Source organism: Tindallia californiensis (assembly GCF_900107405.1).
Lineage (GTDB): Bacteria > Bacillota > Clostridia > Peptostreptococcales > Tindalliaceae > Tindallia > Tindallia californiensis.
In genome coordinates, this window is the sequence record NZ_FNPV01000001.1 from 332,527 (window position 1) to 359,056 (window position 26,530).

The 26,530-nt window shown below is 38.1% G+C and carries 26 protein-coding genes and 2 other annotated features; of the genes, 3 read left to right on the forward strand and 23 right to left on the reverse strand.

Annotation, left to right across the window (positions count from 1 at the left end; all coding sequences use genetic code 11):
- Nucleotides 1–23 precede the first annotated feature (23 nt).
- The 9 genes from BLV55_RS01570 to BLV55_RS01610 form a co-directional block, all read right to left on the reverse strand.
- Nucleotides 24–353, reverse strand: a complete 330-nt coding sequence (locus tag BLV55_RS01570) for an ArsR/SmtB family transcription factor (RefSeq protein ID WP_176968206.1) — start codon at nucleotides 351–353, stop codon at nucleotides 24–26.
- Nucleotides 354–542: 189 nt separating this feature from the next.
- A complete protein-coding gene (gene phoU, locus BLV55_RS01575; RefSeq protein ID WP_093310300.1) occupies nucleotides 543–1,193 on the reverse strand; it encodes a phosphate signaling complex protein PhoU in 651 nt (216 codons plus the stop codon).
- Between the two features lie 11 nt (nucleotides 1,194–1,204).
- Nucleotides 1,205–1,957, reverse strand: a complete 753-nt coding sequence (gene pstB, locus BLV55_RS01580) for a phosphate ABC transporter ATP-binding protein PstB (protein ID WP_093310302.1) — start codon at nucleotides 1,955–1,957, stop codon at nucleotides 1,205–1,207.
- Nucleotides 1,958–1,984: 27 nt separating this feature from the next.
- Nucleotides 1,985–2,830, reverse strand: coding sequence for a phosphate ABC transporter permease PstA (pstA, locus tag BLV55_RS01585; protein WP_176968207.1), 846 nt, complete (start codon nucleotides 2,828–2,830; stop codon nucleotides 1,985–1,987).
- A 4-nt stretch (nucleotides 2,831–2,834) separates the two neighbouring features.
- Nucleotides 2,835–3,872 (reverse strand): phosphate ABC transporter permease subunit PstC, encoded by a 1,038-nt coding sequence (gene pstC, locus BLV55_RS01590; protein WP_242869996.1) that lies wholly within the window; start codon nucleotides 3,870–3,872, stop codon nucleotides 2,835–2,837.
- A gap of 218 nt (nucleotides 3,873–4,090) precedes the next feature.
- Entirely contained in the window at nucleotides 4,091–4,984 is an 894-nt protein-coding gene (locus BLV55_RS01595) for a phosphate ABC transporter substrate-binding protein (protein WP_093310303.1), read from the reverse strand.
- 154 nt (nucleotides 4,985–5,138) lie between these two features.
- On the reverse strand, nucleotides 5,139–6,908 hold the full coding sequence (gene pnpS / locus BLV55_RS01600) for a two-component system histidine kinase PnpS (protein WP_093310566.1): 1,770 nt from the start codon (nucleotides 6,906–6,908) through the stop codon (nucleotides 5,139–5,141).
- Between the two features lie 44 nt (nucleotides 6,909–6,952).
- Complete coding sequence (locus tag BLV55_RS01605) at nucleotides 6,953–7,648, reverse strand: response regulator (protein WP_093310305.1); 696 nt, start codon at nucleotides 7,646–7,648, stop codon at nucleotides 6,953–6,955.
- A 21-nt stretch (nucleotides 7,649–7,669) separates the two neighbouring features.
- Nucleotides 7,670–7,927: a metal-sensitive transcriptional regulator gene (locus BLV55_RS01610; protein WP_093310309.1), complete on the reverse strand. Its 258-nt coding sequence runs from the start codon at nucleotides 7,925–7,927 to the stop codon at nucleotides 7,670–7,672.
- 175 nt (nucleotides 7,928–8,102) lie between these two features.
- Between BLV55_RS01610 and rd the strand changes: the two genes are divergently transcribed.
- Nucleotides 8,103–8,264, forward strand: a complete 162-nt coding sequence (gene rd / locus BLV55_RS01615; RefSeq protein WP_093310311.1) for a rubredoxin — start codon at nucleotides 8,103–8,105, stop codon at nucleotides 8,262–8,264.
- Between the two features lie 114 nt (nucleotides 8,265–8,378).
- On the opposite strand, the gene yihA is transcribed toward rd, so the two are convergent.
- Complete coding sequence (yihA, locus tag BLV55_RS01620) at nucleotides 8,379–8,966, reverse strand: ribosome biogenesis GTP-binding protein YihA/YsxC (protein ID WP_093310313.1); 588 nt, start codon at nucleotides 8,964–8,966, stop codon at nucleotides 8,379–8,381.
- Nucleotides 8,956–11,307: an endopeptidase La gene (gene lon / locus BLV55_RS01625; RefSeq protein ID WP_093310314.1), complete on the reverse strand. Its 2,352-nt coding sequence runs from the start codon at nucleotides 11,305–11,307 to the stop codon at nucleotides 8,956–8,958. The genes yihA and lon overlap by 11 nt, the downstream gene beginning before the upstream one ends.
- A gap of 240 nt (nucleotides 11,308–11,547) precedes the next feature.
- On the opposite strand from lon, the gene BLV55_RS01630 reads away from it, so the two are divergent.
- Nucleotides 11,548–12,096: a chromate transporter gene (locus BLV55_RS01630; protein WP_093310316.1), complete on the forward strand. Its 549-nt coding sequence runs from the start codon at nucleotides 11,548–11,550 to the stop codon at nucleotides 12,094–12,096.
- Complete coding sequence (locus tag BLV55_RS01635; RefSeq protein WP_093310318.1) at nucleotides 12,093–12,611, forward strand: chromate transporter; 519 nt, start codon at nucleotides 12,093–12,095, stop codon at nucleotides 12,609–12,611. Before BLV55_RS01630 ends, BLV55_RS01635 begins: the two co-directional genes overlap by 4 nt.
- An 82-nt stretch (nucleotides 12,612–12,693) precedes the next feature.
- Here the strand turns inward: BLV55_RS01635 and BLV55_RS01640 are convergent, their stop codons facing one another.
- The 12 genes from BLV55_RS01640 to thrS all read right to left on the reverse strand — a co-directional run bounded on the left by BLV55_RS01640 (nucleotide 12,694) and on the right by thrS (nucleotide 26,370).
- On the reverse strand, nucleotides 12,694–13,146 hold the full coding sequence (locus BLV55_RS01640; protein WP_093310320.1) for an amino acid-binding protein: 453 nt from the start codon (nucleotides 13,144–13,146) through the stop codon (nucleotides 12,694–12,696).
- 56 nt (nucleotides 13,147–13,202) lie between these two features.
- The gene (locus tag BLV55_RS01645) at nucleotides 13,203–14,501 is read right to left on the reverse strand and encodes a phenylacetate--CoA ligase family protein (protein WP_093310321.1); all 1,299 of its coding nucleotides are present in this window, start codon (nucleotides 14,499–14,501) and stop codon (nucleotides 13,203–13,205) included.
- 105 nt (nucleotides 14,502–14,606) lie between these two features.
- Nucleotides 14,607–14,858, reverse strand: a binding site (T-box leader).
- Nucleotides 14,859–15,137: 279 nt separating this feature from the next.
- A complete protein-coding gene (gene nagZ / locus BLV55_RS01650; RefSeq protein WP_093310323.1) occupies nucleotides 15,138–16,421 on the reverse strand; it encodes a beta-N-acetylhexosaminidase in 1,284 nt (427 codons plus the stop codon).
- Between the two features lie 88 nt (nucleotides 16,422–16,509).
- Entirely contained in the window at nucleotides 16,510–17,733 is a 1,224-nt protein-coding gene (gene tyrS / locus BLV55_RS01655) for a tyrosine--tRNA ligase (protein WP_093310325.1), read from the reverse strand.
- Between the two features lie 27 nt (nucleotides 17,734–17,760).
- Entirely contained in the window at nucleotides 17,761–18,288 is a 528-nt protein-coding gene (zapA, locus tag BLV55_RS01660) for a cell division protein ZapA (RefSeq protein ID WP_176968208.1), read from the reverse strand.
- Nucleotides 18,289–18,375: 87 nt separating this feature from the next.
- Nucleotides 18,376–20,775: a phenylalanine--tRNA ligase subunit beta gene (gene pheT, locus BLV55_RS01665; protein WP_093310329.1), complete on the reverse strand. Its 2,400-nt coding sequence runs from the start codon at nucleotides 20,773–20,775 to the stop codon at nucleotides 18,376–18,378.
- Nucleotides 20,776–20,811: 36 nt separating this feature from the next.
- Entirely contained in the window at nucleotides 20,812–21,831 is a 1,020-nt protein-coding gene (gene pheS / locus BLV55_RS01670; protein WP_093310331.1) for a phenylalanine--tRNA ligase subunit alpha, read from the reverse strand.
- A gap of 63 nt (nucleotides 21,832–21,894) precedes the next feature.
- Nucleotides 21,895–22,116 (reverse strand) — a binding site (T-box leader).
- Nucleotides 22,117–22,147: 31 nt separating this feature from the next.
- Complete coding sequence (locus tag BLV55_RS01675) at nucleotides 22,148–22,966, reverse strand: TrmH family RNA methyltransferase (RefSeq protein WP_176968209.1); 819 nt, start codon at nucleotides 22,964–22,966, stop codon at nucleotides 22,148–22,150.
- Nucleotides 22,967–23,047: 81 nt separating this feature from the next.
- Complete coding sequence (gene rplT, locus BLV55_RS01680; RefSeq protein WP_093310336.1) at nucleotides 23,048–23,407, reverse strand: 50S ribosomal protein L20; 360 nt, start codon at nucleotides 23,405–23,407, stop codon at nucleotides 23,048–23,050.
- Between the two features lie 26 nt (nucleotides 23,408–23,433).
- The gene (gene rpmI / locus BLV55_RS01685; protein ID WP_093310338.1) at nucleotides 23,434–23,622 is read right to left on the reverse strand and encodes a 50S ribosomal protein L35; all 189 of its coding nucleotides are present in this window, start codon (nucleotides 23,620–23,622) and stop codon (nucleotides 23,434–23,436) included.
- Nucleotides 23,623–23,652: 30 nt separating this feature from the next.
- Nucleotides 23,653–24,183 (reverse strand): translation initiation factor IF-3, encoded by a 531-nt coding sequence (gene infC, locus BLV55_RS01690; RefSeq protein WP_093310339.1) that lies wholly within the window; start codon nucleotides 24,181–24,183, stop codon nucleotides 23,653–23,655.
- A gap of 255 nt (nucleotides 24,184–24,438) precedes the next feature.
- Complete coding sequence (thrS, locus tag BLV55_RS01695) at nucleotides 24,439–26,370, reverse strand: threonine--tRNA ligase (protein WP_093310342.1); 1,932 nt, start codon at nucleotides 26,368–26,370, stop codon at nucleotides 24,439–24,441.
- Nucleotides 26,371–26,530 lie beyond the last annotated feature (160 nt).

The window sequence follows — 26,530 nt, forward strand, 5'->3', positions numbered from 1 at the left end:
ATCTATCAATTTAGGATTTAAGCTTATATCTGTTTTTTTCTGGTGCCATCGCAGTCTTCATCTGACAAAATATAATCAAATTGATTATTGTTGATCAGTTCTGTGTCAATAAACTGTTGTAATTCTTGTAGGCGTTCATTATTTAATCCATAAAACATCCATCTTCCACGTTTCTCAACCAGAACTAATCCTGTTTGCTGCAATATTTTCATATGATGAGAAATTGTGGGTTGTTTAAGCTGAAAATTTTCCTGTATATCACAGGCACATTTTTTTCCGTCTGATAACATCCTTAAAATTTTAAGCCTTGTATCATCGCCAAGCGCTTTAAAACAGTCTGCCTTTATCTCCATAAAATCCACCTCTTTCCAGTACTTATGATGCTTTTACTATTCCTACTAACCATACCTTCTTCCATAGCAGGTGTCAATGTAGATATTATTTTTTCTTCCTATATACGTATACCCGTATCGACTTTTTAGTAACATGAAGATCTTATTAAGAAAAGGCAGATCCTTGGCCTTATATCGGCTATGATGTTTTTAGTTTATCTCAACCCTCTCTGCTGTAACCATATAAATCACTCTTTCGCTGATATTTGTTGCATGATCTGCTATCCTTTCCAGGAATCTGGCAATTAGTAATAAGTGAAATGCCTGCTTGATTATTTTTTGATCTTCGATCATCATTTCCATTAATTCCATGTATACTCGTTCATATATTTCATCTACATCATCATCATCGTAAGAAACTTCTTTCGCCAGCGTCAGGTCTTCTTTCAGAAAAGAATCCAGGCATTTCGCAACCATATTCTCTGCTAAATGAGCCATTTGTGGAATATCCACCAACGGTTTAATAAATGGCTCCTTTCCAATTAATTTTGTCTGTTTTGCAATATTAACGGCGTGATCTCCCATCCGCTCCAAATCAGTGATGGCCTTTAAGATGGTGCCAATAATTCTTAGATCTTTTGCCATAGGCTGCTGAAGTGCGATCAGTTCCATACATTCCATTTCTATTTCCAGTTCCATCCTGTCAATGCAGTCATCCATTTCGTAAATTTTCGCAGCTCTTTCCATATCTTGCTCCATTAATGCTTGCAATGATTCTTCTACAATTTCCTGAACCATCGATCCCATTTTAAGAAGCTTTACCTTTAATCCCTTTAATCGTTCTATATAACTTGTTCTCATCGACTAACCTCCTACCCGAACCTTCCAGTAACGTAATCCTCTGTACGTTTATCAGACGGTGATGTAAAAATCAGCTGTGTATCTCCTGATTCTATTACTTCGCCCATAAGAAAAAATACAGTTTTATCAGAGATACGTGCCGCCTGTTGCATAGAATGTGTCACAATAACAATGGTATAGTCCTTTTTTAGTTGTTCAATAAGTTCTTCAATTCGAGAGGTAGCAATCGGATCTAAGGCAGAAGTCGGTTCGTCCATCAGAAGAATTTCCGGCTCCATAGCCAAAGCTCTCGCAATGCATAACCGTTGTTGCTGACCACCGGATAGTCCAAGTGCTGATTGTTGAAGCCTATCCTTCACTTCATCCCACAAAGCCGCTTCTCTTAGGCTTTTCTCTGCTATTTCATCTAATTTTGATTTTGACTTCACACCGCATCTTTTAGGCCCATAAACAACATTTTCATAAATTGATTTTCTGAAAGGATTTGGACTTTGAAATACCATTCCTACTCTCCTTCTCAAAGACACCACATCTACATCCGGAGCATAAATATTCTGGTCCTCCAGATACAACTCTCCATTGATTGTTACTCCGTCAATCAAATCATTCATACGGTTTAAGGACCGAATAAACGTTGATTTTCCACAACCAGAAGGACCAATAAGCGCCGTTACTTTATTTTCTTCAATTTCCATCTCTATTTCTTTTAACGCATGAAAATCCCCATAAAACAAATTCAAATCTTTAACAGATAATTTAGGCATTATTAAAACTCCTTTCAATAGCTTTCTTTATGCACGGTTTGCCATTTTGAAACGAATACGAATCACAGTCGCAATTGCAAAGAAAACTGAAACGATTCCAAGCAAAACCAGTGCTGTCCCATATTTAACGCTTTCTGGCATTCCCGGTACTTGCGTAGATATAATATACAAATGATAAGGCAACGCCATTACTTGATCAAAAACAGAGTTTGGTAGCCTAGGTAAAAAGAAGGCTGCAACGGTTAATAAAATAGGTGCCGTTTCGCCGGCAGCTCTTCCGATCCCAAGGATTGCACCAGTAATAATCCCTGGAGCTGCATGAGGAAGTACTACATGTCGAATTGTCTGCCACTTTGTTGCTCCCAGGGCAAGAGATGCATCTCTATATTTTTGATGAACACTTTTTAAGGCTTCTTCCGACGTAGTAATGATAATTGGCAAAATCAAACATGCTAATGTTAACGAACCCGCAACGATTGAACTTCCAAAGCCCATAAATAGTACAAACAAACCAAGACCAAACAGTCCATACACAACCGATGGAACTCCAGCAAGATTAAGAACCGCTAAACGAATCAATCTTGTCAATAAACCTTGTTTTGCATATTCTGTCAGATAGATAGCTGAGCCAATCCCTAGAGGTAAAGCAAACAGAATCGTGCCTAATACTAAGTAGATGGTACCTAGTATCGCTGGAAATATCCCTCCTTCGGTCATACCTTGTCGTGGCATTGCTGTGAGAAACTCCCAGTTTACAGTTCCGATTCCTTTCACAAATATAAAACCAATCGTTAAAACCGTTGGTATGATAACAGAAGCTGTCAATATGGTTAAAATGCCAAATGCCACTTTTTCTTTCATTTGCTTACTCACCACATTATTCGCCTCCTTTGCGAGCTTTTTGTAATACATAATCAGCAATTAAGTTAATCACACTTGTCATCATCAACAACACAATTCCTACAGCAAACAATGAATGGTAGTGAGCACTCTGACGTACCGTATCACCCATTTCAGATGCAATGGTAGCTGTCATGGTTCTACCTGATTGAAGTAAAGAAGTTGGGATTCTAGCTGCATTTCCAGTTACCATCAGTACGGTCATCGTTTCACCGATAGCTCGCCCTATCCCAAGCATAACACCAGCTATAATTCCAGAGGATGCGGCTGGTACCAGTACATGAAAAATAGTTTCAAAGCGAGTGGCGCCTAAAGCCAGTGATGCTTCTCGATATTCTTTTGGTAATGCGGTTATTGCATCATCTGACACACTAATAATGGTTGGTAATGACATAAAAGCCACCAGGATCGAACCAGTAAGCAACGTAAACCCTGATGAAAGATTAAATGACAGCCGAACCCAGTTCGACAGCACAACAATGCCTAGAAAACCTAATACTACTGAAGGAATTGCTGATAAAAACTCTATAATAACCTTTAGTGACGTCCGGATTTTCGGTGGTGCCACTTCCGAAATGAAAATGGCACTACCGATTCCTATGGGGACGGATATAAGGATAGCTCCTGCTGTAATCCATAGTGTACCAAGTACTAAGGGAATAACGCCAAATCTTTGAGGCGTGCTTCTCGGAGACCATGATGTTCCTGTAAGAAATTCTCCAATGGTCATTGTTTGAAATAAAGATATTCCTGATCGAATTAAAAAAATAAATATTAAGGCTAAAATCAATACGGAAACAATCCCAAGAATAAAAATGACTTTCTCTATCATATACTCACTGAGTCTTTTTTTGTAATTTGATTTCAGACTTTTTTCATGAGTTAGTGTTCTGGTTTCAAGTTCCTTTTCCTCTGAATATACGTTCTTATCATTAAGTAAGTGCTCAGTCGATGCTTGTTCTTGCCAGTTAAAAACTTTTTTTCTTTTTTTTAGACTGAACATTTGTTGTTTCATTTGTCGCACCTCCCAGGACTTATGTCCAACTTCATCAATATAATCATCCGTGAAACCCCCATAGTTTCCTTCCGATACATTGCTCGTTTTCTAGTTACTTACCACACAGGATGACATGGTGGATGGATCGCCTTATTAGCGATCCATCTATTACAATTCACTGTGATGAGATTATCATTTTAAGGGTACACTTACTCCACAAACTTTTGTCTTCCCTTTTAGTTCAAAGGTATAAAACCTATGTTGGCTACTACTTCCTGTCCTTCGTCACTTAAAATAAAGTCAACGTACTCTTTCATGGCTCCCGTTGGTTCACCTGCTGTATATAAGTGCAAAGGTCTTGCAACAGGATACCCAGCTTCACCAGGGATATATTCAGTTCCATCTTTCATGACATTTACGGTTTTTGTATCTTCTGAAAGGTAACCCATGCCAACATATCCAATTCCACCACTATCCTGAATGACTCCTTCCACAATAGCCTGGGTTGAGGGCATCAAATTTGCATCTTCAGAAAAATCTTCGCCCATCAACACAAAATCTCTAAAAAAGACATAGGTTCCTGAACTTGTATCCCTTGAATACAATCCAATTTCAACATCATCGCCACCAAGCTGACTCCAGTTAGTTATTTCTCCTGTGTAAATTCCTTTAATCTCTTCCATTGTTAGTGTATCAACCGAGTTGTCATTGTTCACTACTAAGGCAATACCGTCTCTGGCACCAACAATTTCAAATATTTCTATTCCATTGTCTAGTCCTTGTTGTATTTCGTCTTCTGAAATGGCTCTTGATACTTGGGCCATTTGTACTGTTCCATTAATTAAAGCGGCTACACCTGTACCAGAACCTCCACCAGTAACTGAAACCATTGCTTCAGGGTGCTTATTCATAAAAGCTTCTGCCCAACCCTGGCCCAGGTTTACCATTGTGTCCGAACCTCTTACTTCAATCATTTCACCGTAATTTACAGTGTTTTCCTGATCTTCTGCTGTTTCAGCCGCATTGCCGTTTGTGTTCGTTTCGTTTACCGGTTCTTCCTGACCTCCACAACCAGTCAATACCGTAGTAACCATCATAATGCATAGAAGCATCATCATCCATTTTTTCATTCCTTAAATTCTCCTCTCAAAATTGTTTTTTCATCTTAGGTACATTATGATTATACGACTTGATCTTATGAAGATGGTTAAGCGAAAGTAAACGGATTGTTAAGATCATGTAAAGAAAAAGCATAAAAAAAGAACCGCTCTTAAAACGGTTCTTTTACTGATGCCGTGGTAAGGATATGACAAATTCTGTTCCTTTTCCCGGACCTGCACTATGCACTTTTATTTTACCAGCCATGGATATCACAATATGTTTTACAATGGCTAAACCAAGCCCTGTTCCACCCATTTTTTTTGATCTTGCTTTATCAACCCGATAAAACCTTTCAAACAGTCTAGGAATATCTTTTTCCGGTATTCCAATTCCCGTATCTTTTACTCTCAGTACCAATTGCCCATACCTTTCATAAATAATAAAACTGACTTTCCCTCCATTAGGTGTATATTTAATGGCATTATCAATCAGATTAATCACCATTTGTTTCATTCTATCTTCATTTCCCTTAATATATGACAATTTTCCAGGAATTTCAAAATAAAATTCTATCCCCTTTACAGAAGCCATCGGTCTCATCATACTTTCAACCTCTTTTAAAGCTTTTGAAGGGTTAAACATGCTTTTACTCTCTTTATTTTTAATGTTCTCAATTTCTGAAAGTGTTAAAATGTCATTAATGAGTCTTGTTAACCGCTCTGTTTCTATCTCAATAATTTCCAGAAAACGTCTTTGGGTTTCTTCATCTTCTATTTCGCCAGATTTCAATGTTTCAACAAAGCCACTAATAGAGGTCAATGGTGTTTTAAGTTCATGTGTCACATTCGTTACAAATTCTGAACGAATTTTTTCCAATTTTCTTATCTCCGTAATATCGTCAATCAGAATCACTAGTCCCATTACTTTGATTGGGTCTTCTTCCCGATATATTAGGTTCGTGTATATACGAAATGTTTTTTCTTCAGGTACTTTAAGATTAATTTCAAACTGATTTTCTGTTCCTTCTTTTAAGGACCTCTTGATAAGTTCATCCAGTTCATTATTGCGAATCACTTCTAAAAGATGATGTCCCTTACTATCATTTAATGAAACATTAAAAAGTTTTTCAGCAGCCACATTCATCAGCGTAACATTTTCTTTTGGATCAACAGCAATAATCGGATTATTAATACTGGCCAGCAATGCTTGAAACCTGGAGTTACTCTCGGAAAGCTTGGTAATTAGCCGGTTTAACTTGTCTGCCATATGGTTAAAATGTTCCGCTAATTCCGTTAACTCATCATTATTAGTAAGATAAATGCGTCTTTCATAATCTCCTTGTGAAATTTGTTTTGTCATATTTACTAAAGCTCTAATGCTATCGATCATCTTATCGATCAATTTAGAGCCTAGGAGAATGGCGATTAACAATCCAAATAGAGTAGAAACAGCAATATATCTCACAATGTTTCTGGTCAATATTTCAATTTCAGACAAGTCCATGGATAATCGAACAGCATAAGCTATGCTGTTATTCACTTTAACCGGAAATGCAACGTATAGCATTTCTTGATCTGTCGTATGGCTATACCTTACAACTCTTTCTTTTTCCTTACCTACTAATGCGGCTTGAACTTCCGGTCTGTCAAGATGGTTATCCATTTCATGCGCTTCAGACCTTGTATCGATTAAAACCTTACCTGAACTGTCAATGATGGTTATTCTTGCTTCTCCTACTTCCGCCATCTCCTTCATACCTTGTTGAAAGGACTTTGACGTTAGATCTACCTTATCTGATCGAATCATCGTTGCAATAAGCTGTGCATTCGTTAGTAATCTCTTTTCCAATTCATTTGTGTAGCTTCTGTTCACCAGGTTAACAGACAAAAACCCAATAAGTGTTGAGCTAATCAATAAAATAATTAAAAATGACCAAAATATTTTACGTTTCAAATCCTTCACCTCTTTGGGCAACATAAGGAATTTCCAAAGAACATTTACCCTATTTTATATCCAACACCGCGTACGGTTTCGATGTATTCTTCCAGCCCATCATCGCCTATTTTTTTTCGGATATTTCGTATATGAACATCAACGGTACGAGTTTCTCCAAAATAGTCATATCCCCAAACTTCATCCAACAAATAATTTCTTGATAAAACTTTCCCTTTATTACTCATCAGTATTTTGAGCAGATCGTACTCTTTCAGGGTCAGTTCTATCAATTCATCTTTCACTTTAACTTCGTGCCTGATCAAATCCACTTCGAGATTTTTGATAGTCAGCTTTTTACTATCGGTTTGATTCGTATTCTCTACTCTTCTTAAAATTGTTTTAATTCTTGCGGCCAACTCTTTTACACTGAATGGTTTTGTCATATAATCATCAGCACCAAGTTCCAGTCCAAGTATTCGATCTATTTCTTCCGATTTTGCCGTAAGCATAATAATAGGAAGATTCGAGTATTCCTCAGACCTTCTAATTGTTTTACATATTTCTACACCGTCAATATCTGGCAGCATTAAATCTAATACAACCAGATCAACGGACCTACTATCCAGCACAGATAAAGCTTCTGACCCATTCCCAGCCACTAGAACATCATATCCTGATCTTTCAAGATTAAAACGGATCAACTCCAAAATATTCTCTTCATCATCTACGACAAGAATGACTTTGCTACTCTGTACCATTTTTATCTCCTCTCCTGATCCTTATTTTAAGAATTGAGCAATTTTTTGAATCGTTCGATTTACCTCTTCACGATCGGATGGGTTTTTTACAATACATTCAGCTGCATGATCTTTTATTAATATCCACCCAACTTTTTCGACAGAGGACTTAATGGCGGTTATTTGTTGCATGACTGCGTCACATTCTTTGTTCTCTTCGATCATTTTTTCCACACCTTGTATATGACCTCTGATTGTTTTTAATCGTTTAATAAGATCTTTTCTTGCTGTATCTTCCAAGATAATCCCTCCAATATTTAGGATTGCTAATTCTCATGATAATTGATAGACTTATTATAACATAATTTTTTTGCTCTTTATCCATTTTTGTTTAATTACCACTCTCTAGGGTATCATGGATTTGAGCCCTAAAAGTGGCTAATAAAATATATAATCATTGAAAGGAGACAATAATATGGAAAAATATGTATGTATGCCATGTGGATATGTTTATGATCCGGAGGCTGGAGATCCTGATTCTGGCGTAGATGCTGGTACTGCATTTGCAGATGTACCTGAAGATTGGGTATGTCCTGTGTGTGGTGTTGGTAAAGATATGTTTGAACCGGAAAACTAAAACCTTGATTCAAAAGAACCACTGATGGAAGATTGCATTTCTTCAACCAGTGGTTCTTTTTATTAGCAAATGTTCTTTACTTTTTTTCTTCTAGCTCTTTATACTTCTAATTTTTTATTCCTCTAAATGTGTTTTTAACAAATCCCACACTTCCTCCATACCCGTTTTTTTCAAGGAAGAAAACGGAATAATGGCTGCGTTTTCCGGCATTGCTAACTTTGTTTTTATTCTTCTAAGCTGTTGCATTTGACGGGATCTGGATAATTTATCGGCTTTTGTCGCTACTACTAAATGACCATACCCCTGGTTTCGTATCCATTCATACATGATGCGATCATCTTCCGAGGGATCATGCCGTATATCTACCAGCAACACGACTTCCCGCAAGTTTTCCCTTTCAGCTAAATAGTTTTCTATCATCTTTCCCCAAGAATGGCGTTCTTTTTTTGATACTTTTGCATATCCATACCCTGGCAAATCAACAAGAAAAAAATGCTGGTTAATGCGATAAAAGTTAATGGTTCTTGTTTTACCAGGCGTCCCACTGGTTTTTGCTAGTTTTTTTCGTCCTAATAATGTGTTAATCAGAGAAGATTTCCCTACATTTGATCTTCCCGCCAGAGCAATTTCCGGCACTACATCTTCCGGAAATTGCTCTGGTTTTACAAAACTTCCAATAAACGATGCTTCCTTAATTATCATTTTTTAACTCCCTTACCATTGCGTGTTCCAAAACTTGATCCATATGCTCAACAAAAACAAATTCAATTTTCTTTTTAACGTTATCAGGAATTTCGTCCATATCTTTCTTATTATCAACAGGTAGCAACACTTTAGTAATTCCTGCACGTTTTGCTGCCAGTACTTTTTCTTTTACCCCTCCAATACTTAGGACCCTTCCTCGCAACGTAATTTCTCCTGTCATAGCAACATCCTTCCGAACAGGAACGCCCGTCAGGGAAGAAATAACCGCCGTTGCCATCGTAATACCAGCCGAGGGTCCATCTTTAGGTGTTCCACCTTCCGGAATATGGATATGAATATCTTTATTCGAGTGGAAATCCGGATCAATTTCCAACTGATCAATGCGTGAACGGATATAAGATATCCCAGCTCTAGCTGATTCTTTCATGACATCACCCAGCTGCCCAGTTAAAACTAGTTTTCCGGTTCCCTTCATAGGTGTTACCTCGATAGATATCGTGTCTCCGCCAACTCTTGTCCATGCCAGACCTCTTGCAATTCCAACTTCGTCTTTTTGAGATGCCATTTCATAATGGAACTGTGGTGTTCCCAGGTATTTGTTTAAGTTACTCGGATTGATACGAACATACTGTATTTTCTCCTCCACCACTCTTTTAACTACTTTTCTACAAATATTGGCAATTTGTCGTTCCAGATTACGAACCCCTGATTCTCTTGTATAGTTATTGACAATATCCCTAAGCGCTTTTTCGGATATTTTTAAGTTGTCTTCTTTCAAACCGTGATCTTTTATTTGTTTTGGAAGTAAATATTTTTCTGCAATACTCAGCTTTTCATCTTCTGTGTAGCCTGGTATTCTAATTACTTCCATCCGGTCAAGCAACGCTCTTGGAATCGTGTCTAATGTATTTGCCGTTGTGATGAACATCACCTTTGACAAATTAAAAGGCACCTCCATAAAATGATCGGTAAAATCATGATTCTGCTCCGGATCAAGCACTTCCAATAAAGCCGATGCAGGATCTCCCCGAAAGTCACTTGCCAGCTTATCAATTTCATCTAGTAAAAATACTGGATTCTTAGTATTTACTTGACGCATAGAGCTTATAATTCTTCCGGGAATTGCTCCAATATAGGTTCTACGGTGACCACGAATTTCAGCTTCATCTCGCACACCTCCCAAAGACATTCGAACAAATTTCCGATTCAATGCCCTTGCAATTGATTTTCCAATAGATGTCTTCCCTACTCCCGGAGGTCCAACCAGACATAAAATCGGACCTTTCATCGATTTAGAAAGTTGTCGTATCGCTAAATACTCTAAAATTCTTTCCTTTACTTTCTCTAGTCCGTGGTGATCTTCTTCCAAAATGGCTGAAGATTTTTTTAAGTCCATTCGGTCTTTGGTTTCTTTTTTCCAGGGAAGATTCAGCACCCAATCAATATAATTCCGTATTACTCCAGTCTCTGCAGAAGATGCTGGCAACTTGAGCAAACGATCAATCTCCCGTTCTATCTTTTGGTGCAGCTCTTTTGACAGTTGAATTTTTTTCAATTGTTTCTTGTACTCTTCCACTTCTTCTAATACGCCTTCGTCTTCGCCTAATTCCTTTTGAATGGCACGCAATTGTTCTCGTAAATAGTATTCCTTTTGCACCTTATTAATTTGCTTTTTCACTCTGGTATTGATCTTTTTTTCGATTTCCAGTATTTCTATTTCTTCCAGCAAAAATCGATAAAGAACTTCTAATCGTTCTAAAGGATCAAAAGCCTCCAGTACTTCCTGCTTTTGATTTGGTTTTAACACTACATTCGCTGAGATGGTATCCGCAAGTCTACCAGGAATTTCTATCTCTGTAATGGTAATGAAAATCTCTGGTGATATTTTGTTACTGGCTTCGATGTATTTTTCGAAAGTATCTACAACACTGCGCATTAATGCCTCTGTCTCTGTATCCGGTTCACTCTCATCTTCATTTTCCTGTTCTTCCACTTCTACTACAAAATAAGGTATTTCCTGTACAAATTTTTTAACCCTTCCTCTTTTAATACCTTCAACCAATACACGAATATTGTCACCAGGAAGCTTTAACATTTGCTTGACCTTCGCGACGGTTCCCACTTCATACACATCATCAGCCGTTGGTGAACTTGTTTCGGCTTCTTTCTGAGCAGAAAGAAAAATCATCTGATCTTCCACCATTGCTTCCTCTAGTGCATTTATAGATCTTTCGCGACCAACATCAAAATGTAAAACCATATGTGGAAATACAGTCAATCCTCTCAATGGTATTAATGGAAGTGTTTTGTAATCTTTAATTATTTTTTCATCGTCCATATTATCATCTCCTTTAAATACATCTGTTCCTTTAAATATATTTCAACAAAGTCTGGTTTTAAAATTGTTGCCAAGCCTCATATAGATATCTACCCACTTTTCTGCTAAAATACTATTATGTAGTAAAACAAAGTTTATTATACCTTTTCCTGACTTTAGTTGCAAGAATATCCTGACTTGTTCCAAACTCTAATCTAACAACATCGTATACATAACATTCATTTCACAGGAGGTTGCGTCATGAATCCAAGCATTTGGAAACTTTTTAGCATTTTTTTTCGCGTGGGAGCTTTTACATTTGGTGGCGGTTATGCAATGGTTCCCATTATTCAAAAGGAACTGGTGGAGAAATCCAAAATTCTTACTAATGATGATTTTATTGATATTTTAGGTGTTTGCCAGAGCATGCCAGGAGCTATTGCTACCAACGTATCGGCCTATGCAGGGTATAAAATTGCACGGTACAAAGGTGCTCTTGCCTGTATCCTCGGAACCATTAGTCCTTCTATCATTGTTATTCTTGTTATTGCACGATTTTATCAACATATCATTAACATGGACTCGATACAATTATTTTTTCTAGGCGTCAGACCTGCCATTGTTGCTTTATTGTTTGTATCCCTGCTTAAATTGTTACCATCAGTACCCAAGACTAGTTTTTCGGCTTTTATCATCGTTTTCGCTATCATCGCTCTTCATTGGTTGGCAATACATCCCATTATTGTCATTCTTTCTTGTATGATCGCTGGGCTTATTAGCGAAAAAAGAAGGGAGTCATCATTGTTATGATTTATTTTCAGTTAATGTTTGTTTTTATGCGTATTGGCGTATTCACCTTCGGTGGTGGTTATGCCATGCTCCCGCTGATCCAACGAGAAGTCGTCAGAAACCAGGAATGGATCACCTCTTCAGTGCTGGTAGATATGATTGCCATCTCACAAATGTCTCCAGGGCCAATAGCCGTTAACCTTGCCACGTTTATTGGTTACACCCAGGCTGGACTATTAGGTGGATTATTAGCAACTTTTGGCGTTGTCTCTTTAACTTCTGTGCTGGTGCTTGTTGCTGCAAGAGTGTTAATTAAAAATCCAGACCACTTTTTAGTAAAAGGATTTTTCAAGGGAATACGACCGGCTGTTATTTCTTTTGTCATGGCGGCCATCCTTTCTTTATATAACGTGTCTGTTCCTGATATGAAATCGGGCGGTATTATGATCGGAGCTTTTCTCGTGTTTTGGAAGCTCAAAATACATCCTGTCCCTATCATTCTTTGTTCTGGAATGATTGCCATATTTATTTTTTGATTTGTTGACAAATTGAAAAAAGGCTTCTTCTTTATTAGTAAATTGCTTTACTAACCGGAAAGCCTTTTTTTCATTTTGCTCCTTATTCCCAACAAAAATGAATTAGTTCTTCTACTTCTTTCTCCGTACTAATTAATCTTACCTCTTCTAGTTGCAAACACTTGATCGCTTTCTCCAGTTGATCTACCCGAAAAATAACCAACGCCTTTCTTGGTTTTGAACCCATAAAAGCATACATATATTCAATATTCACCTGATTGTTTTCTAAAATTCCTAATACCGTATTCAGGCCACCTGGGGTATCATCCATTTCCACAGCTAAAACTTCCGTTATTTTAACAGCAAAATGGTTTTTTTTCAGAATATCTACGGCGTCTCCTGGTTTGTCGACAATAATCCTTAAAACACCAAAGTCAGCGGTATCTGCCAATGTTAATGCTCTCATATTTATCTTAGAATCTGCCAAAACCTGTGTTGCCGCCTTTAGTCTCCCCGGCGAGTTTTCTAAGAATACGGATAGTTGTTTTATCACCATACTATCGCCTCCTCTTCTCATTATGGTTACTTAGCATTATATCATATTTTTCTCTTTTATTGACCTCGTCGGTCAATTACCCTTTTTGCTTTTCCTTCACTTCTTGGAATGGTTTTTGGCTCTACCAGCTTTATTTTTACCGATATACCTAAAATGGATTCAATATTGCTTCTTATTTTATTGGATAGCTCCTCTAAGGATCTAACTTCATCAAATAAAATAGATTCTGAGATTTCTACTTGTACTTCCAGCATATCTAACTGTCCCTGTCGGTAGACAACCAACTGATAATGCGGTTCTACTTCACCCATTTGAAGTAGTGCATGTTCTATTTGAGAAGGAAATACATTGACCCCTCTAATAATCAACATATCGTCGCTACGACCTTCAATACGTCCAATTCTTCTAAAGCTTCGTCCACACGCACATGATCCTGGTAAGATACTTGTAATATCGCCCGTTCTATAACGAATAATCGGTAGCGCTTCTTTTGTTAAAGAAGTAAACACCAACTCCCCTTTTTCACCTTCAGGAAGCACTTCTCCCGTATCCGGATCAATAATTTCCATGAAAAAATGATCTTCCATTACATGAAGTCCGTTCTGCTCCTGGCATTCTACAGCCACACCAGGCCCAATTATTTCGCTTAATCCATAGATATCGATGGCTTTCAAATTAAGACGTTGTTCGATTTCTTTTCTCATATTTTCCGACCAAGGCTCTGCTCCAAAAATACCTACTTTCAACTTTAAGTCTTTCAGATGAATACCGTTTTCCTCAATAGATTCTGCTAAATACAAAGCATAGGAAGGTGTACACGTAATCGCTGTGCTTCCATAATCTTTCATGATCATAAGTTGCCTGTTTGTATTTCCTCCAGAAATTGGTATAATAGACGCTCCTATTTTCTCTGCCCCGTAATGAATCCCTAACCCTCCAGTAAATAACCCATAACCATAAGCATTTTGAATAACATCCTGACGTTGTATTCCTGCACTCATCAAAGATCTTGCCATCAGTTCAGACCAGGTATTAATATCTTTTCTGGTATATCCAACAACCGTTGGTTTTCCTGTCGTTCCTGAGGAGGAATGAATACGCACCACCTCCTGCATGGCCACAGCGAACATATCATAGGGATAATTATCTCTTAAATCCTGTTTTTGACAAAAGGGTAATTTCTGCAAATCTTTCTCATCTCTCATTTCATAAGGTTCAATTCCCATTGCCTGAAACACTCTTCTGTAATGAGGAACATTATGAAATGCTGTTTCTACGGTTTTTATCAGCCTTTTTTTCTGCAAGCTTTCCAGTTCATCTCTCGACATACATTCTTTCTGTTCGTTCCAATACATAGGTATCTCCTCCTTCGTTTTTTATCCGATGCCTAGCATCGCTCAGAGTCCTGTTTACAGTGCCTTTTCCGTTGGTTACCAAAAACAAAAATAACCTTCCTCCCTATAAGGGACGAAAGGTTTTCCGCGTTACCACCCAATTTGACCATTAAAAAACGATCCACTTCTATTGAATACAGGAATCATGATTCCGATATTCTCACCCGATAACGGGGGCTCCGCTCAAACTTACTGCTATTTCAGTCTGAATGCTCCAGAGAGAACTTCAATAAAATTCTTCGCAGGAATGCTTCCAGTCGATGACATTCCTTCCCTGTGCAATACCTTTTACCTACTTTTCTCTATCATCACATTTCGTTTATTGTCAGAATGTTAATTGATTTATAACAAATTATACACTGCTATCCAGCCGGTGTCAATCATATCCTTGCTCTCTTTTTAAGACTCGTCTTTTATGGGTATCATTCTGTAAAGAAGATTCTATTTACAATGTCTGGAGGTTATACAATGAATACTCACAAAAGAAAATGGCTCACTGTTATCATGATATCAACAGCTGTGATTTGGAGTGCATTAGTAACTGGATTTTTTGAAGATGTAGAAATTTTAATTCTTCCAGCCTTAATTGTGGTATGGTTATTTATCATTCTGCAGTGGACAAGGCATTAGTTCAAAAGGTTCTTTCAACTTTAAAATTCTAAGCACCGCCTCATTTAATCTTTCTTCCTTTAACCTTCCCTCCCTTACGGCTTCTATAATTTCCTTATGAACCTTTTCTGGTTCCGGTGGCATCAAGAGCATATCGACACCCGCATCAAGGGCTTTTATCGCCGCTTGCGAGTTGTCCCAGGATTCCGTAATGGCGGCCATATCCAGAGCATCCGTGATCACCATTCCATTAAAGCCCATTTCCTGACGTAAAAGACCTTCAACAATCTCTTTCGAAAGGGTTGCCGGATAATGTTCATCGTAGGCAGGAACCATTATATGTGCCGTCATTATAACAGGAAGATTTTTGTCAATTCCCTTTTGAAACGGTATTAACTCTATGCTTTGCATTCGCTCTTTGGTATGATGAAGCACCACCTGCTGAAAATGTGTATCTTCAGAAGTATCTCCATGACCTGGAAAATGTTTTAGAACAGGTATCACTCCTGTTTCAATCATACCTAAAGCTTGAGCGGTTGCCATTTCACCTACTTTATATGGATCCGCCCCAAAGGATCGGTCACCAATAACAGGATTTTGAGGATTGCTATCTACGTCAGCCACCGGTGCCATGTTCATATTAAAACCTAACTCTTTCATGCGACTCCCTAGTTGGTGACCTGTTTCCTGTATAAATCCTATCTCTTTTTCCTGTCCCAAATATCGATTAGCAGGCAATGTCGGAAAATCCATATTCTTTCCAGTGAGTCGTGAGACGCGACCCCCTTCTTCATCAACAGCTACAAACATTGGAATTTTTGACGATAATTGCAAATCTCGAATAAAGGTCTTTATTTGCTCTTCTTCTTCAATATTTTCAGAAAATAAAATAACGCCACCTGGTTTTATGGTTGTTATCATCTTTTCGAGTTCTTTATCCATATGAGTAACAGATCTTCCTTCTGAATCATTTCTAAAGGCTAACATCAAAACCTGCCCGGCTTTTTCTTCCAAAGTCATCCCTTCTATCAATCCCTCTTTTGTTTCCTGTATTTCCTGATTATGTTCATTACATTCGTCTTTTGTTTCTTCTACCGATCCTTTCGGAAGATCCGTTTTGTTTTGTTGATTATCCTTTTCTTTGTTCGAGTTCAGCGTGTTTTTACTACACCCTGATACGAATACAAGTAACAGCATACAGCACAAAATCAATGCTGCATATCTGTTTTTTTTGCGATCTCTCTTAGTGTTGATTGTATTTTGTTGTATCAATAGATTACCCTCCCAGAATTGGATGAAAAAACAGCCCCTAAAAGCATAAGCTTATCAGGGACTGTAATGACTTTATAACATTATGATATTACTTGACAAGAATCCGATGATAGGTTTTTTTGCCTTTTTTTATCATTAGTGACTTTTCGAGAAAAGAATCTTCTGTAATTCTATAATCAATATCGGTTATTTTTTCATCCTGAAGTGTGATGCCTCCTTGTTGCACCAGCCTTCTCCCTTCAGAACGTGATGATACAATCTTTGCTTCTGTCAAAAGTGTCAAAATATCTTTTCCTTCCTTAAAATCAGCTATTTCATATTCTGTTGTGGGTACATTTTCCGCGAATCTTCCAGAAAAAACGTTTTTTGCTGCTTCTTCTGCTGTTTTCGCCGCTTCTTCACCGTGTACGATTTTTGTTGCTTCAAAAGCAAGTATTTCTTTTGCTTTATTTAAAGCCGCACCTTCCACCTTACATAGTTGACTAATTTCATCCAATGGCAAGAAGGTTAACAGTTTAAGGGTTTTTTCCACATCCCTGTCATCTACATTTCGAAGATACTGATAAAATTCATAAGGAGAAGTTTTATCCGGATCAAGCCAAAGAGCCCCTGATTCCGTTTTCCCCATTTTGATTCCTTCGCTGGTGGTTAGCAACTGAAAGGTTAATGCATATGAACTGCTGCTTTCTACTTTGCGAATCAGTTCATATCCCGCCAGTATATTAGACCATTGATCATCCCCGCCCATTTGTAGCTGGCAGTCATATCTTCGATAAAGCTCTAAAAAGTCATACGCCTGCATAATCATATAATTAAATTCTAAAAAAGTAAGGCCTTGTTCCAGCCTTGCTTTATAGCATTCGGCCGAAAGCATACGGTTGACAGAAAAGTGTCTACCTACTTTTCTCAGAAAATCAACATAGTTTAGATCCATTAACCACTCTGCATTATCAACCAAAACAGCTTTTCCTGGAGAAAAATCAAGAAATTTTTCAAATTGTTCTTTAAACCTTTGAGCATTGTGCTGAATTTGATCTGCTGTAAGCATTTTTCTCATATCTGTTTTTCCGGAAGGATCTCCTACCATAGTGGTTCCTCCACCAAGTAAAACAACCGGTTTATGCCCCGCATTTTGCATATGCATCATTGCCATAATTTGAACATAATGACCAAGATGCAAACTTTCTGCCGTTGCATCAAAGCCTATATAAAAAGTAATAGGGTCTTTTTGCATTCTGGCACGAAGGTCTTCTTCATGAGTAACCTGGGCTATATACCCCCGCTCTTTAAGCACATCAAACACATTAGACATTTCCTTTTTTGCCTCCCTTAGCCACTATCAAATCTGTGTTTTTTTATTTTTCTGTAATTCAGCTACCTGTAACTGGCTTTCATATAGCTGATCTTGCAATTCTTTGATCACTTCGTTTGCTTTCGTTAACTGATCCTCTTTTTCCGTAAGTTTCCCTTGCATCTCCTGTACTTCTTTTTTAGTATCTTCTTCCTTTTTCCTCATCAGGGTAAGTTTGTTTTGCAGTGCTTTACTATGTTCTTTTTCCTGATTTAAGGATTGATTTTTCTGGTGCAACTCCTTTTGAACATGAAGAATATCATCATTTTTCAATGGTGGTTCTTCTTTTGATGTGGCTTTTTCTCTTTCTTTTTTAAGATATAAATCAGCTATATTAATAGACGTTAATACAGCTACCATTGACAGGCTTAGCTGCCGGTTATTTTTAGCTACATCCTGCATTTTTTCATCCACAAAAGTTCCAATCCTGATCAAATATTCTTTCGACTCATTGCCAACGATAGGATACTCCTGTCCATTAATTTTCAGAATAACTCTATTTCTATTATCTGCCAACGACAACCCACCCCTCACCTGAAAACTTTGCTTTTATTGTAGCATATTTTCAATGGTGTCGTACAGAAGATAGTTTCTTTACGGTTTCTATGCTCTTAATTCTGCACCAGTAGATTCTTCTAATACTTTCACCACGTTTTTTATAATTCCATCCACTTCTCCATCTTTCAGTGTTCTTTCCGGATGTCGGAAGGTCATGGTGTAGGCAACGCTTTTCAATCCTTTTCCGATCTGATCCCCCTGGTATATATCGAATAGTTGGAAGGATTCCATCCATTCACCGCCATGTTCCTTCAAAATATCTTCAATCGCTTTTACAGGTATTGTTTCTTCCAACACTAGTGCTAAATCCCTTACGATAGAAGGGTATTTAGGTAAGGCTTTGTATTGTGGAGCAACGGATGCCATATCAAGCAATAAATCAGCATTCAATTCAGCGATATAGCATCTTTCTTTGTCAAGATCATACTGCTGCCCTACTTTGGGGTGGATTTCCCCTAAATTGCCGAGCAGTTTTCCTTTAGCATAAATAGTAGCACACCTGCCAGGATGATAACTTGGATGATTGGTTTCTGCTTCATAGACCACTTCATCGATACCAATCTTTGTCAGTAAGAACTGTACCACACCTTTTAGTGCGAAAAAGTCCTCTTCTTTCCCAAAGCTTCCAATTACAAGCTCTCGAACCTCTAATGGGAGCGCATTTTCTTCTCCCATTTTAGCGTAAAAAACATTTCCTATTTCAAAAAAACGACCTTCGGTTACATTTCGATGAATATTCCTAGCCATTACCTCCATCATATTCGGTACAATGGTGGTTCTCATCACACTTGTTTCATCACCTAACGGATTTAATAATTTCACAAAATCTCTTTTAAAACTGCCTGGCGCTATCCGAATGGCATCCACACTGGAGGGACTTACAAATGAATAGGTTAGAGATTCAAAGCAGCCACAAGAAATTAATGCATTTTTAATCCTTTCTTCCATCTTTTGACGCTCTGATAACCCACCTACCATAATATCCCCTTTCATTAAGGTAGGCTTAATTTTATCAAATCCATAAATTCTTCCTATTTCTTCGATAAAATCAGCTTCTTGCTGTAAATCTTTTCGAAAAGTGGGTACTGTGAGGTTTATTTTATCACCAACCACTTTTGACTGTATTTCTAATTTATTTAGTATTCTTACCATCTCTTCAACAGAAAGATCGGTTCCTAGTAAAGCGTTTACTCGGTCAGGTCGAAGAGTGGTTTTCATTTGCTTAACAGGATTTGGATATTCATCTAATACACCCTTATCAATCACGCCAACATCTAGCTCTTCAATTAACTGGCATGCTCGATTGGATGCAAGAAGACAACCTTCAGGGTCCATGCCTTTTTCAAAGCGAGAAGACGCTTCAGTACGAAGGCCTAAAAGTTGAGACGTTTTTCGAATTCGCTCTTGATTAAAGTTTGCCGATTCCAAGATAATGGTATGAGTATCTTTTGTCACTTCTGACTCTTCACCACCCATAACACCCGCAATTCCTAAAGCTCCTTGCGAATCAGCGATTAAAGTCATTTCCGATGTTAAGTTTCTCTCCACTCCATCTAAAGTCTTAAAAATTTCTCCGTCTTTTGCTTGACGAACAATAATATGCTGATCTTTTATCTTATCAGCATCAAAAGCATGTAAGGGCTGCCCTGTCTCCAGCATGACATAGTTAGTAATATCTACCACATTACTGATAGGCCTTATACCTGCCTGAATAAGACGTTGCTGCATCCATTGTGGCGATGGGCCGATTTTTACATTGCTGATTCTTCTAGCTGTATATCGAGAACATCCTTCTAGATCTTCAATAGCTACTTTACTTTCTTTTTTCCAGTCTACGCCTTCTTCTTTCAAGGTAATTGCCGGAAACTTCGTTTCTGTGTCCAAGGTTGCGGCTGTTTCTCGGGCTAATCCCAACACACTCAAACAGTCAGGTCGGTTAGAAGTAATTTCAAACTCAATAACCTTTTCGGCCACAGGAATCACTTCTGTAAGCATTGCTCCTATTGGTGCTCCTGGATCTAAAATCCATATACCATCCTTGAACTCCTCCGGAATCATATGCTTAGGAATTCCCAATTCATCTGGTGAACACATCATTCCCTGAGAGAGCTCTCCTCTAAAATCAGTTTCTTCAATAACCATTCCATTGGGAAGCTTTGTCCCTTCTACAGCTATGGGAATGAGGTTCCCTTCTTCTACATTTTGAGCGCCCGTCACAATTTGCAGCGATTTATTGCCTGTTGTCACCTGCGCAATAACCAGTTTATCAGCTCGTGGATGAACGTCTATTTTAGTGATTTTTCCTACTATAATTTTATCCAATCCTTCTCCCCACTGCTTAACTTCTTCTACGTTAGATCCGGACATTGTCATTTTATCTGCTAGTTCATCTACGTCAACATTCACATTTACATATTCTTTTAACCAATTTACGGGTACAAGCATTATTCAAATCCTCCTTTGAAGGTAGCCATGTTTTTCTTAAAACTGTTTCAGAAAACGGATGTCATTTTCATATAATAATCGAATGTCGTCAATGCCATATTTTTGCATCGCTATCCGATCAATGCCCATTCCAAAAGCCCATCCGCTATATTTTTCTGGGTCGATTCCACAATTTTTCAATACATTTGGGTGAACCATTCCAGAACCCAGCATTTCAATCCATCCGCTGCCTTTACACATTGGGCAGCCTTTACCCTGGCATTTGAAACAGGTAACATCTACTTCAGCGCTTGGTTCTGTAAAAGGAAAGTAATGGGGACGAAATTTTGTTCGTGTATGCTCTCCAAAGAGATGTTTTGCAAAAATCTCAAGACTTCCCTTTAAATCACCAAGTGTACTTTTTTCATCAATCACTAATCCTTCAAGCTGGTTAAACATTGGCGAATGGGTAGCATCAGGTGTATCGTTCCGAAAACATCGCCCAGGGGAAATAACTCGTATCGGTGGCTTGTTTTGTTTCATGACTCGAACCTGTACCGGAGATGTTTGTGTTCGTAAAATCGTATTTTCATCTATATAAAAGGTGTCCGAAAAATCTCTGGAAGGATGATTTAGCGGAGCATTTAACATATCAAAGTTATTACTGACAGTTTCCACTTCAGGCCCTTCCACCACAGTAAAGCCCATTCCAATAAACACTTCTTTCAATTCATCCAGCGCCTGCGTTAAAGGGTGTCTTGATCCGCGAACCGGTGGATTTCCAGGCATGGTTACGTCGATTGTTTCTTTCGCCAGTCTTTCTTCCATGGCCTCCGCATGGATACGTTCTTTCGTCTCGCTAATGGCTTTTTCAAGAGACTCCCGAACTTCATTGGCAATTTGACCAACGACAGGCCTTTCCTCCTTAGGGAGGCTTCCCATACTTCTCAAAACTTCGGTTAAAGCTCCTTTTTTACCTAAGTACTTTACTCGAATTTCTTCTACTTCTTTTGCTTCTTTTACCTTTTCTAAAACTTGTGCAGCCTCTTGCTGAAGTTGTTCCAGTTTTTCTTTCATGTTGAAATGACTCTCCTTCCTTATTAGAAACTGATCATCAAAAACCAAAAAAACTTTCATCCATCAAGGGACGAAAGCTGCTCCGCGGTACCACCCTAATAGCATCATTTTAATCTATGCCACTTAAAGATGATAACGGGTTCTTCCCGCCGAGTGCCTACTATTGATTCAACACCGGTGCTCCTGAGTGAACTTCCGTTGTAATTCTTCCAGGTGCTCACAGCCTAGGCAACCTTTCTCTGCAGGAAGAAATCTTCAACATACTTTCTCAATCATCGCTTTATATGTCATTTCTAAATCTATAAATTTCTCAACATTATAGCATAGTTTTTGTTTTTCGACAAGAAGAGGACAGATGAAACATTAAAATACTGCCCGCTATTGCCGCATTAACCGATTGCGTTTTTCCAAGCATTGGAATTGTAACCGTCTGATGAACTTCTGTTAATATGTCAGGACAAATTCCTTTTGATTCGTTACCAATAATCAAAGCTATTGGTGCTCGACATTCTACCTGGGTATAGGATATTCCATTCGTCAATGCCGCTCCCAAAATATGATATTCCTTTGCCTCCATGATGCTTAGTATTTCTCCAAATGATGAGGTTTCCACTACTGGTAAAAAAAGCATCGCACCGGTGGCTGACCGAATACATTTTGAACTATATGGATCAGTGCAGCCTGGCATAAGAATAACCGCATCAAAACCAGCTGCGTCGGCTGATCGTATTAACGTCCCCATATTTCCCGGATCTTGGATGGCATCAAGGATCAACACATAAGAACTGTTCTCTAAAACCTGCTTTACTTCATGCACCGGCATGGATACAATGGCAACAATGCCTTGCGGAGTCGATGTGTCCGCAATTTTTTTCATTACAGGTTCTGTCACGTGAAACGCGCTAATCTTTTCATCTTCTAACTCTTGGATCAAGCTTTTCCCATCCGGTGAAGACTTTATTTTTTCGTCATAAAAAACACATTCGATCGATGAAGTGCTTTTCAAGGCATCTTTAATACCATGTGCTCCTTCCAGCAAAAACTGTTGACTTTTTTTTCTATGCTTTCTCAAATGAAGCGTCGTAGCTTTTTTTACCATTATATTCGAAGTGCTTTCAATTGTTTTCTCTTTCATCAGCAACATCCTTGTGATTTTAATAAAAAATGAATATAAAACAAAGCCCAAAGGGTATCGATCCACTTTGGGTTTTTATAATTAAGCGTTTAACTTTTCTTTTGATAATTCTACCAGTTGCGCAAAGCCATTTTTGTCATGAACGGCCATTTCAGAAAGCATTTTACGATTCATTTCTATGCCTGCCAGTTTAAGACCATTCATAAAACGAGAATAGGACATGCCGTTCACTCTAGCCGCCGCATTAATTCTTGTAATCCACAACTTTCTAAAGTCTCGCTTTTTAAGTTTTCTACCTTTATATGCATGGCTTAATGCTTTAATAACCGTTGCATTTGCTGTTTTAAACAACTTGCTTCTGGCTCCACGATACCCTTTTGCTAATTTCAATATTTTTTTATGTTTTTTCTTGGCGTTTACCGCCTTTTTTACTCTGGCCATGATTTTTTTCCTCCTTAGCTAATCTTTTAGATCATTTCTCTGATTTTTTTCAATTCACCTTTAAACACAGTTGCTGATTTTCTTAATTTTCTTTTACGCTTTGCCGATTTTTTTGTCAAAATATGACTTTTAAATGCTTTTGCTCGTTTCAGTAATCCTGATTTTGTTTTTTTGAACCGCTTAGCAGCGCCTCGATGACTTTTCATTTTTGGCATAACATTTCCTCCTTAAATAAGTAATACTCTCTATTGAGCCTTAGGGACAAGAAACATAATTAATTGTCGCCCTTCCATTTTTGCTGCTTTTTCAACAACCGTATGCTCTGCCATCATTTCCTTAAATTCGTCCATTACTTTACGACCCAGTCCTATATTGCTTAACTGACGCCCTCTAAACCGTAACGTAACTTTGACTTTGTCTCCATTTTTAATGAATTTAATGGCTTGATTTGCTTTCACCTGCATATCATGTTCTTCGATATTGGGACTTAACCGAATTTCCTTAATGTTGATTATTTTTTGGTTTTTCTTTGCTTCTTTTTCTTTTTTTGCCTGTTCATACTTGTACTTACCATAGTCCATAATCCGGCATACTGGCGGTTTTGCTTGGGGCGCTACTTTTACCAGGTCTAAACTTTTGTCGTCCGCCATTTTTTGTGCTTCTTTCGTTGAAACTATTCCCATCTGTTCGCCTTCTGAATCAATCAGCCTTACTTCTTTTTCTCTGATTTCCTCATTGATTTGAAGTTCTTTAATCGTAATGGCACCTCCCTGAATACTTTGTGGATAACAGAATTAGAACGAATCACGCATGACCTGTTTTTATGACATGTAAAAGCGGATGGTGAACACCATCCGCTTCATAGACATCAACACATTATACCCCGAAATATAAACCACTTTCGCAGTCATGTCATCTATTGACCCTGTCGAGCTTTGCTGCAGGGTGAGAAACGGATCGTTCTACTTTGTTTATAGACTAGAATTGTACCATTTCTCTATACATAAGTCAAGTACTTTATCAACAGATATTTAATCTTCTAATTCTATTCTTAAATCTTTTGTTTTTATTTTTTCTTTTATCTGGTTCAAGAAATGATCCGGCTTCATCGCACCAATTTCTCCACCATCTCTGATTCTAAGATTTAACGTTTCGTTCTCCAGTTCTCTATCCCCAATAATAAGCATATAAGGCACTTTTTGAAGTTGTGCTTCCCGTACTTTGTAACCTATCTTCTCGTTACGATCATCCAGTTCAACACGAATGCCTTCACTTAGCAGCTGGTCACGCAACTTTTTAGCATATTCCATCTGGTTATCAGAAATAGGCATAATGCGAGCTTGCACCGGCGATAACCAAAGTGGAAATTTGCCAGCAAAATGCTCTATTAAAATACCTATAAAGCGTTCAATACTTCCAAAAATAACTCGATGAATCATGATAGGCCGATGTTTTTCTCCATCAGAACCAATATAATTAAGGTCAAAACGTTGTGGCATCTGAAAGTCCAGTTGGATTGTTCCACATTGCCACGTCCTACCTAAACAGTCCTCCAAGTGAAAGTCAATTTTAGGACCATAAAAAGCACCGTCACCTTCGTTAATTTTATATCCTAACTCACGTTCCTCCAATGCTTCTTTCAAAGCATCAATGGCCATATTCCATTCTTCTTCGGTTCCCATCGATTTTTCTGGCCGTGTTGATAGCTCCACATGAAACTTAAAGCCAAACATATTATATACATGATCGACAAAATCAATCACACCAATGATTTCATCTTTAATCTGTTCTGGTAGCATGAAAATATGAGCATCATCCTGTGTAAAACATCGAACCCTCATCAATCCATGCAAAACCCCTGACATTTCATGACGATGAACCAGTCCCAGTTCACCCATTCGGATAGGAAAGTCTCTATAGCTATACATTTTTCTTTTGTATACTAATACAGCTCCCGGGCAATTCATTGGTTTAACGGCATAATCCATCTCATCGATTTTAGTAAAATACATATTTTCCTGATAGTGCTCCCAATGGCCTGACTGATGCCATAAATCTTCATTAAGAATAATTGGTGTTCTTATCTCATCGTAACCACGCTGTACATGAGCGTGTCTCCAGAAGTTTTCTAATTCATTACGAATGACCATTCCTTTTGGGTGGAAAAAGGGAAATCCCGGTCCTTCTTCTAACAAACTGAAGAGATCCATTTCTTTTCCAATTTTTCGATGATCTCTTTTTTTTGCTTCTTCTATTTTTTCCAGATACTCTGTTAACTCTTTTTTCTTTTCAAAAGCTGTTCCATAAATTCGTTGAAGCATTTTGTTTTTTTCACTGCCTCGCCAGTAGGCACCTGCAACGCTTAATAGTTTAATCGCCTTCACTCGCCCTGTTGATAATACATGTGGTCCTGCGCAAAGATCTGAGAATTCACCTTGCTTATAAAAAGAGATAATTTCATCCTCTGGAAGTTCTTCGATTAGTTCAACCTTATATGCCTCGCCTGCTTTTTTTACATATTCTATCGCTTCATCTCTTGGTAGTTCAAAACGTTCAACGGGCAAGTCTTCCTTTACAATTTTCTGCATTTCTTTTTCAATTTTTTCTAAGTCTTCAGGACCAAAGGTGTGCTCTGTATCAAAATCGTAGTAAAAACCATCTTTGATCGCAGGGCCTATGGCAAGCTTTGTTTCTGGGTACAATCTTTTTACAGCCTGTGCCAAAATATGGGATCCTGTATGTCTCAAAAAGATTTTTCCATTTTCTTCTTCAAATTTCAAAAGATTCAGTTCAACATCTTCTTCCAGTTGATATTGATAATCCACCGGCTCGCCGTTTATTTCTCCACCTATAGCCGCTTTTGCAAGACCTTTACTAATGCTCTCTGCTACTTCTATCACCTTTACTCCTTTAGGATATTCTTTAACCGTTCCGTCTTTCAACGTTACTTTTATTGTTTCCATGCTTATCCTCCTATCTGATTTCCTTTTATCAAAAACTCAAAAAATCCTTTCCCCTAAAACATCAGGGCGAAAAGGATTCCGCGGTTCCACCTGATTGAAGCATTTTACGCTCCACTCATTATGATGATATCGGGATCACCGGCTTTAAAAGCTACTCGTA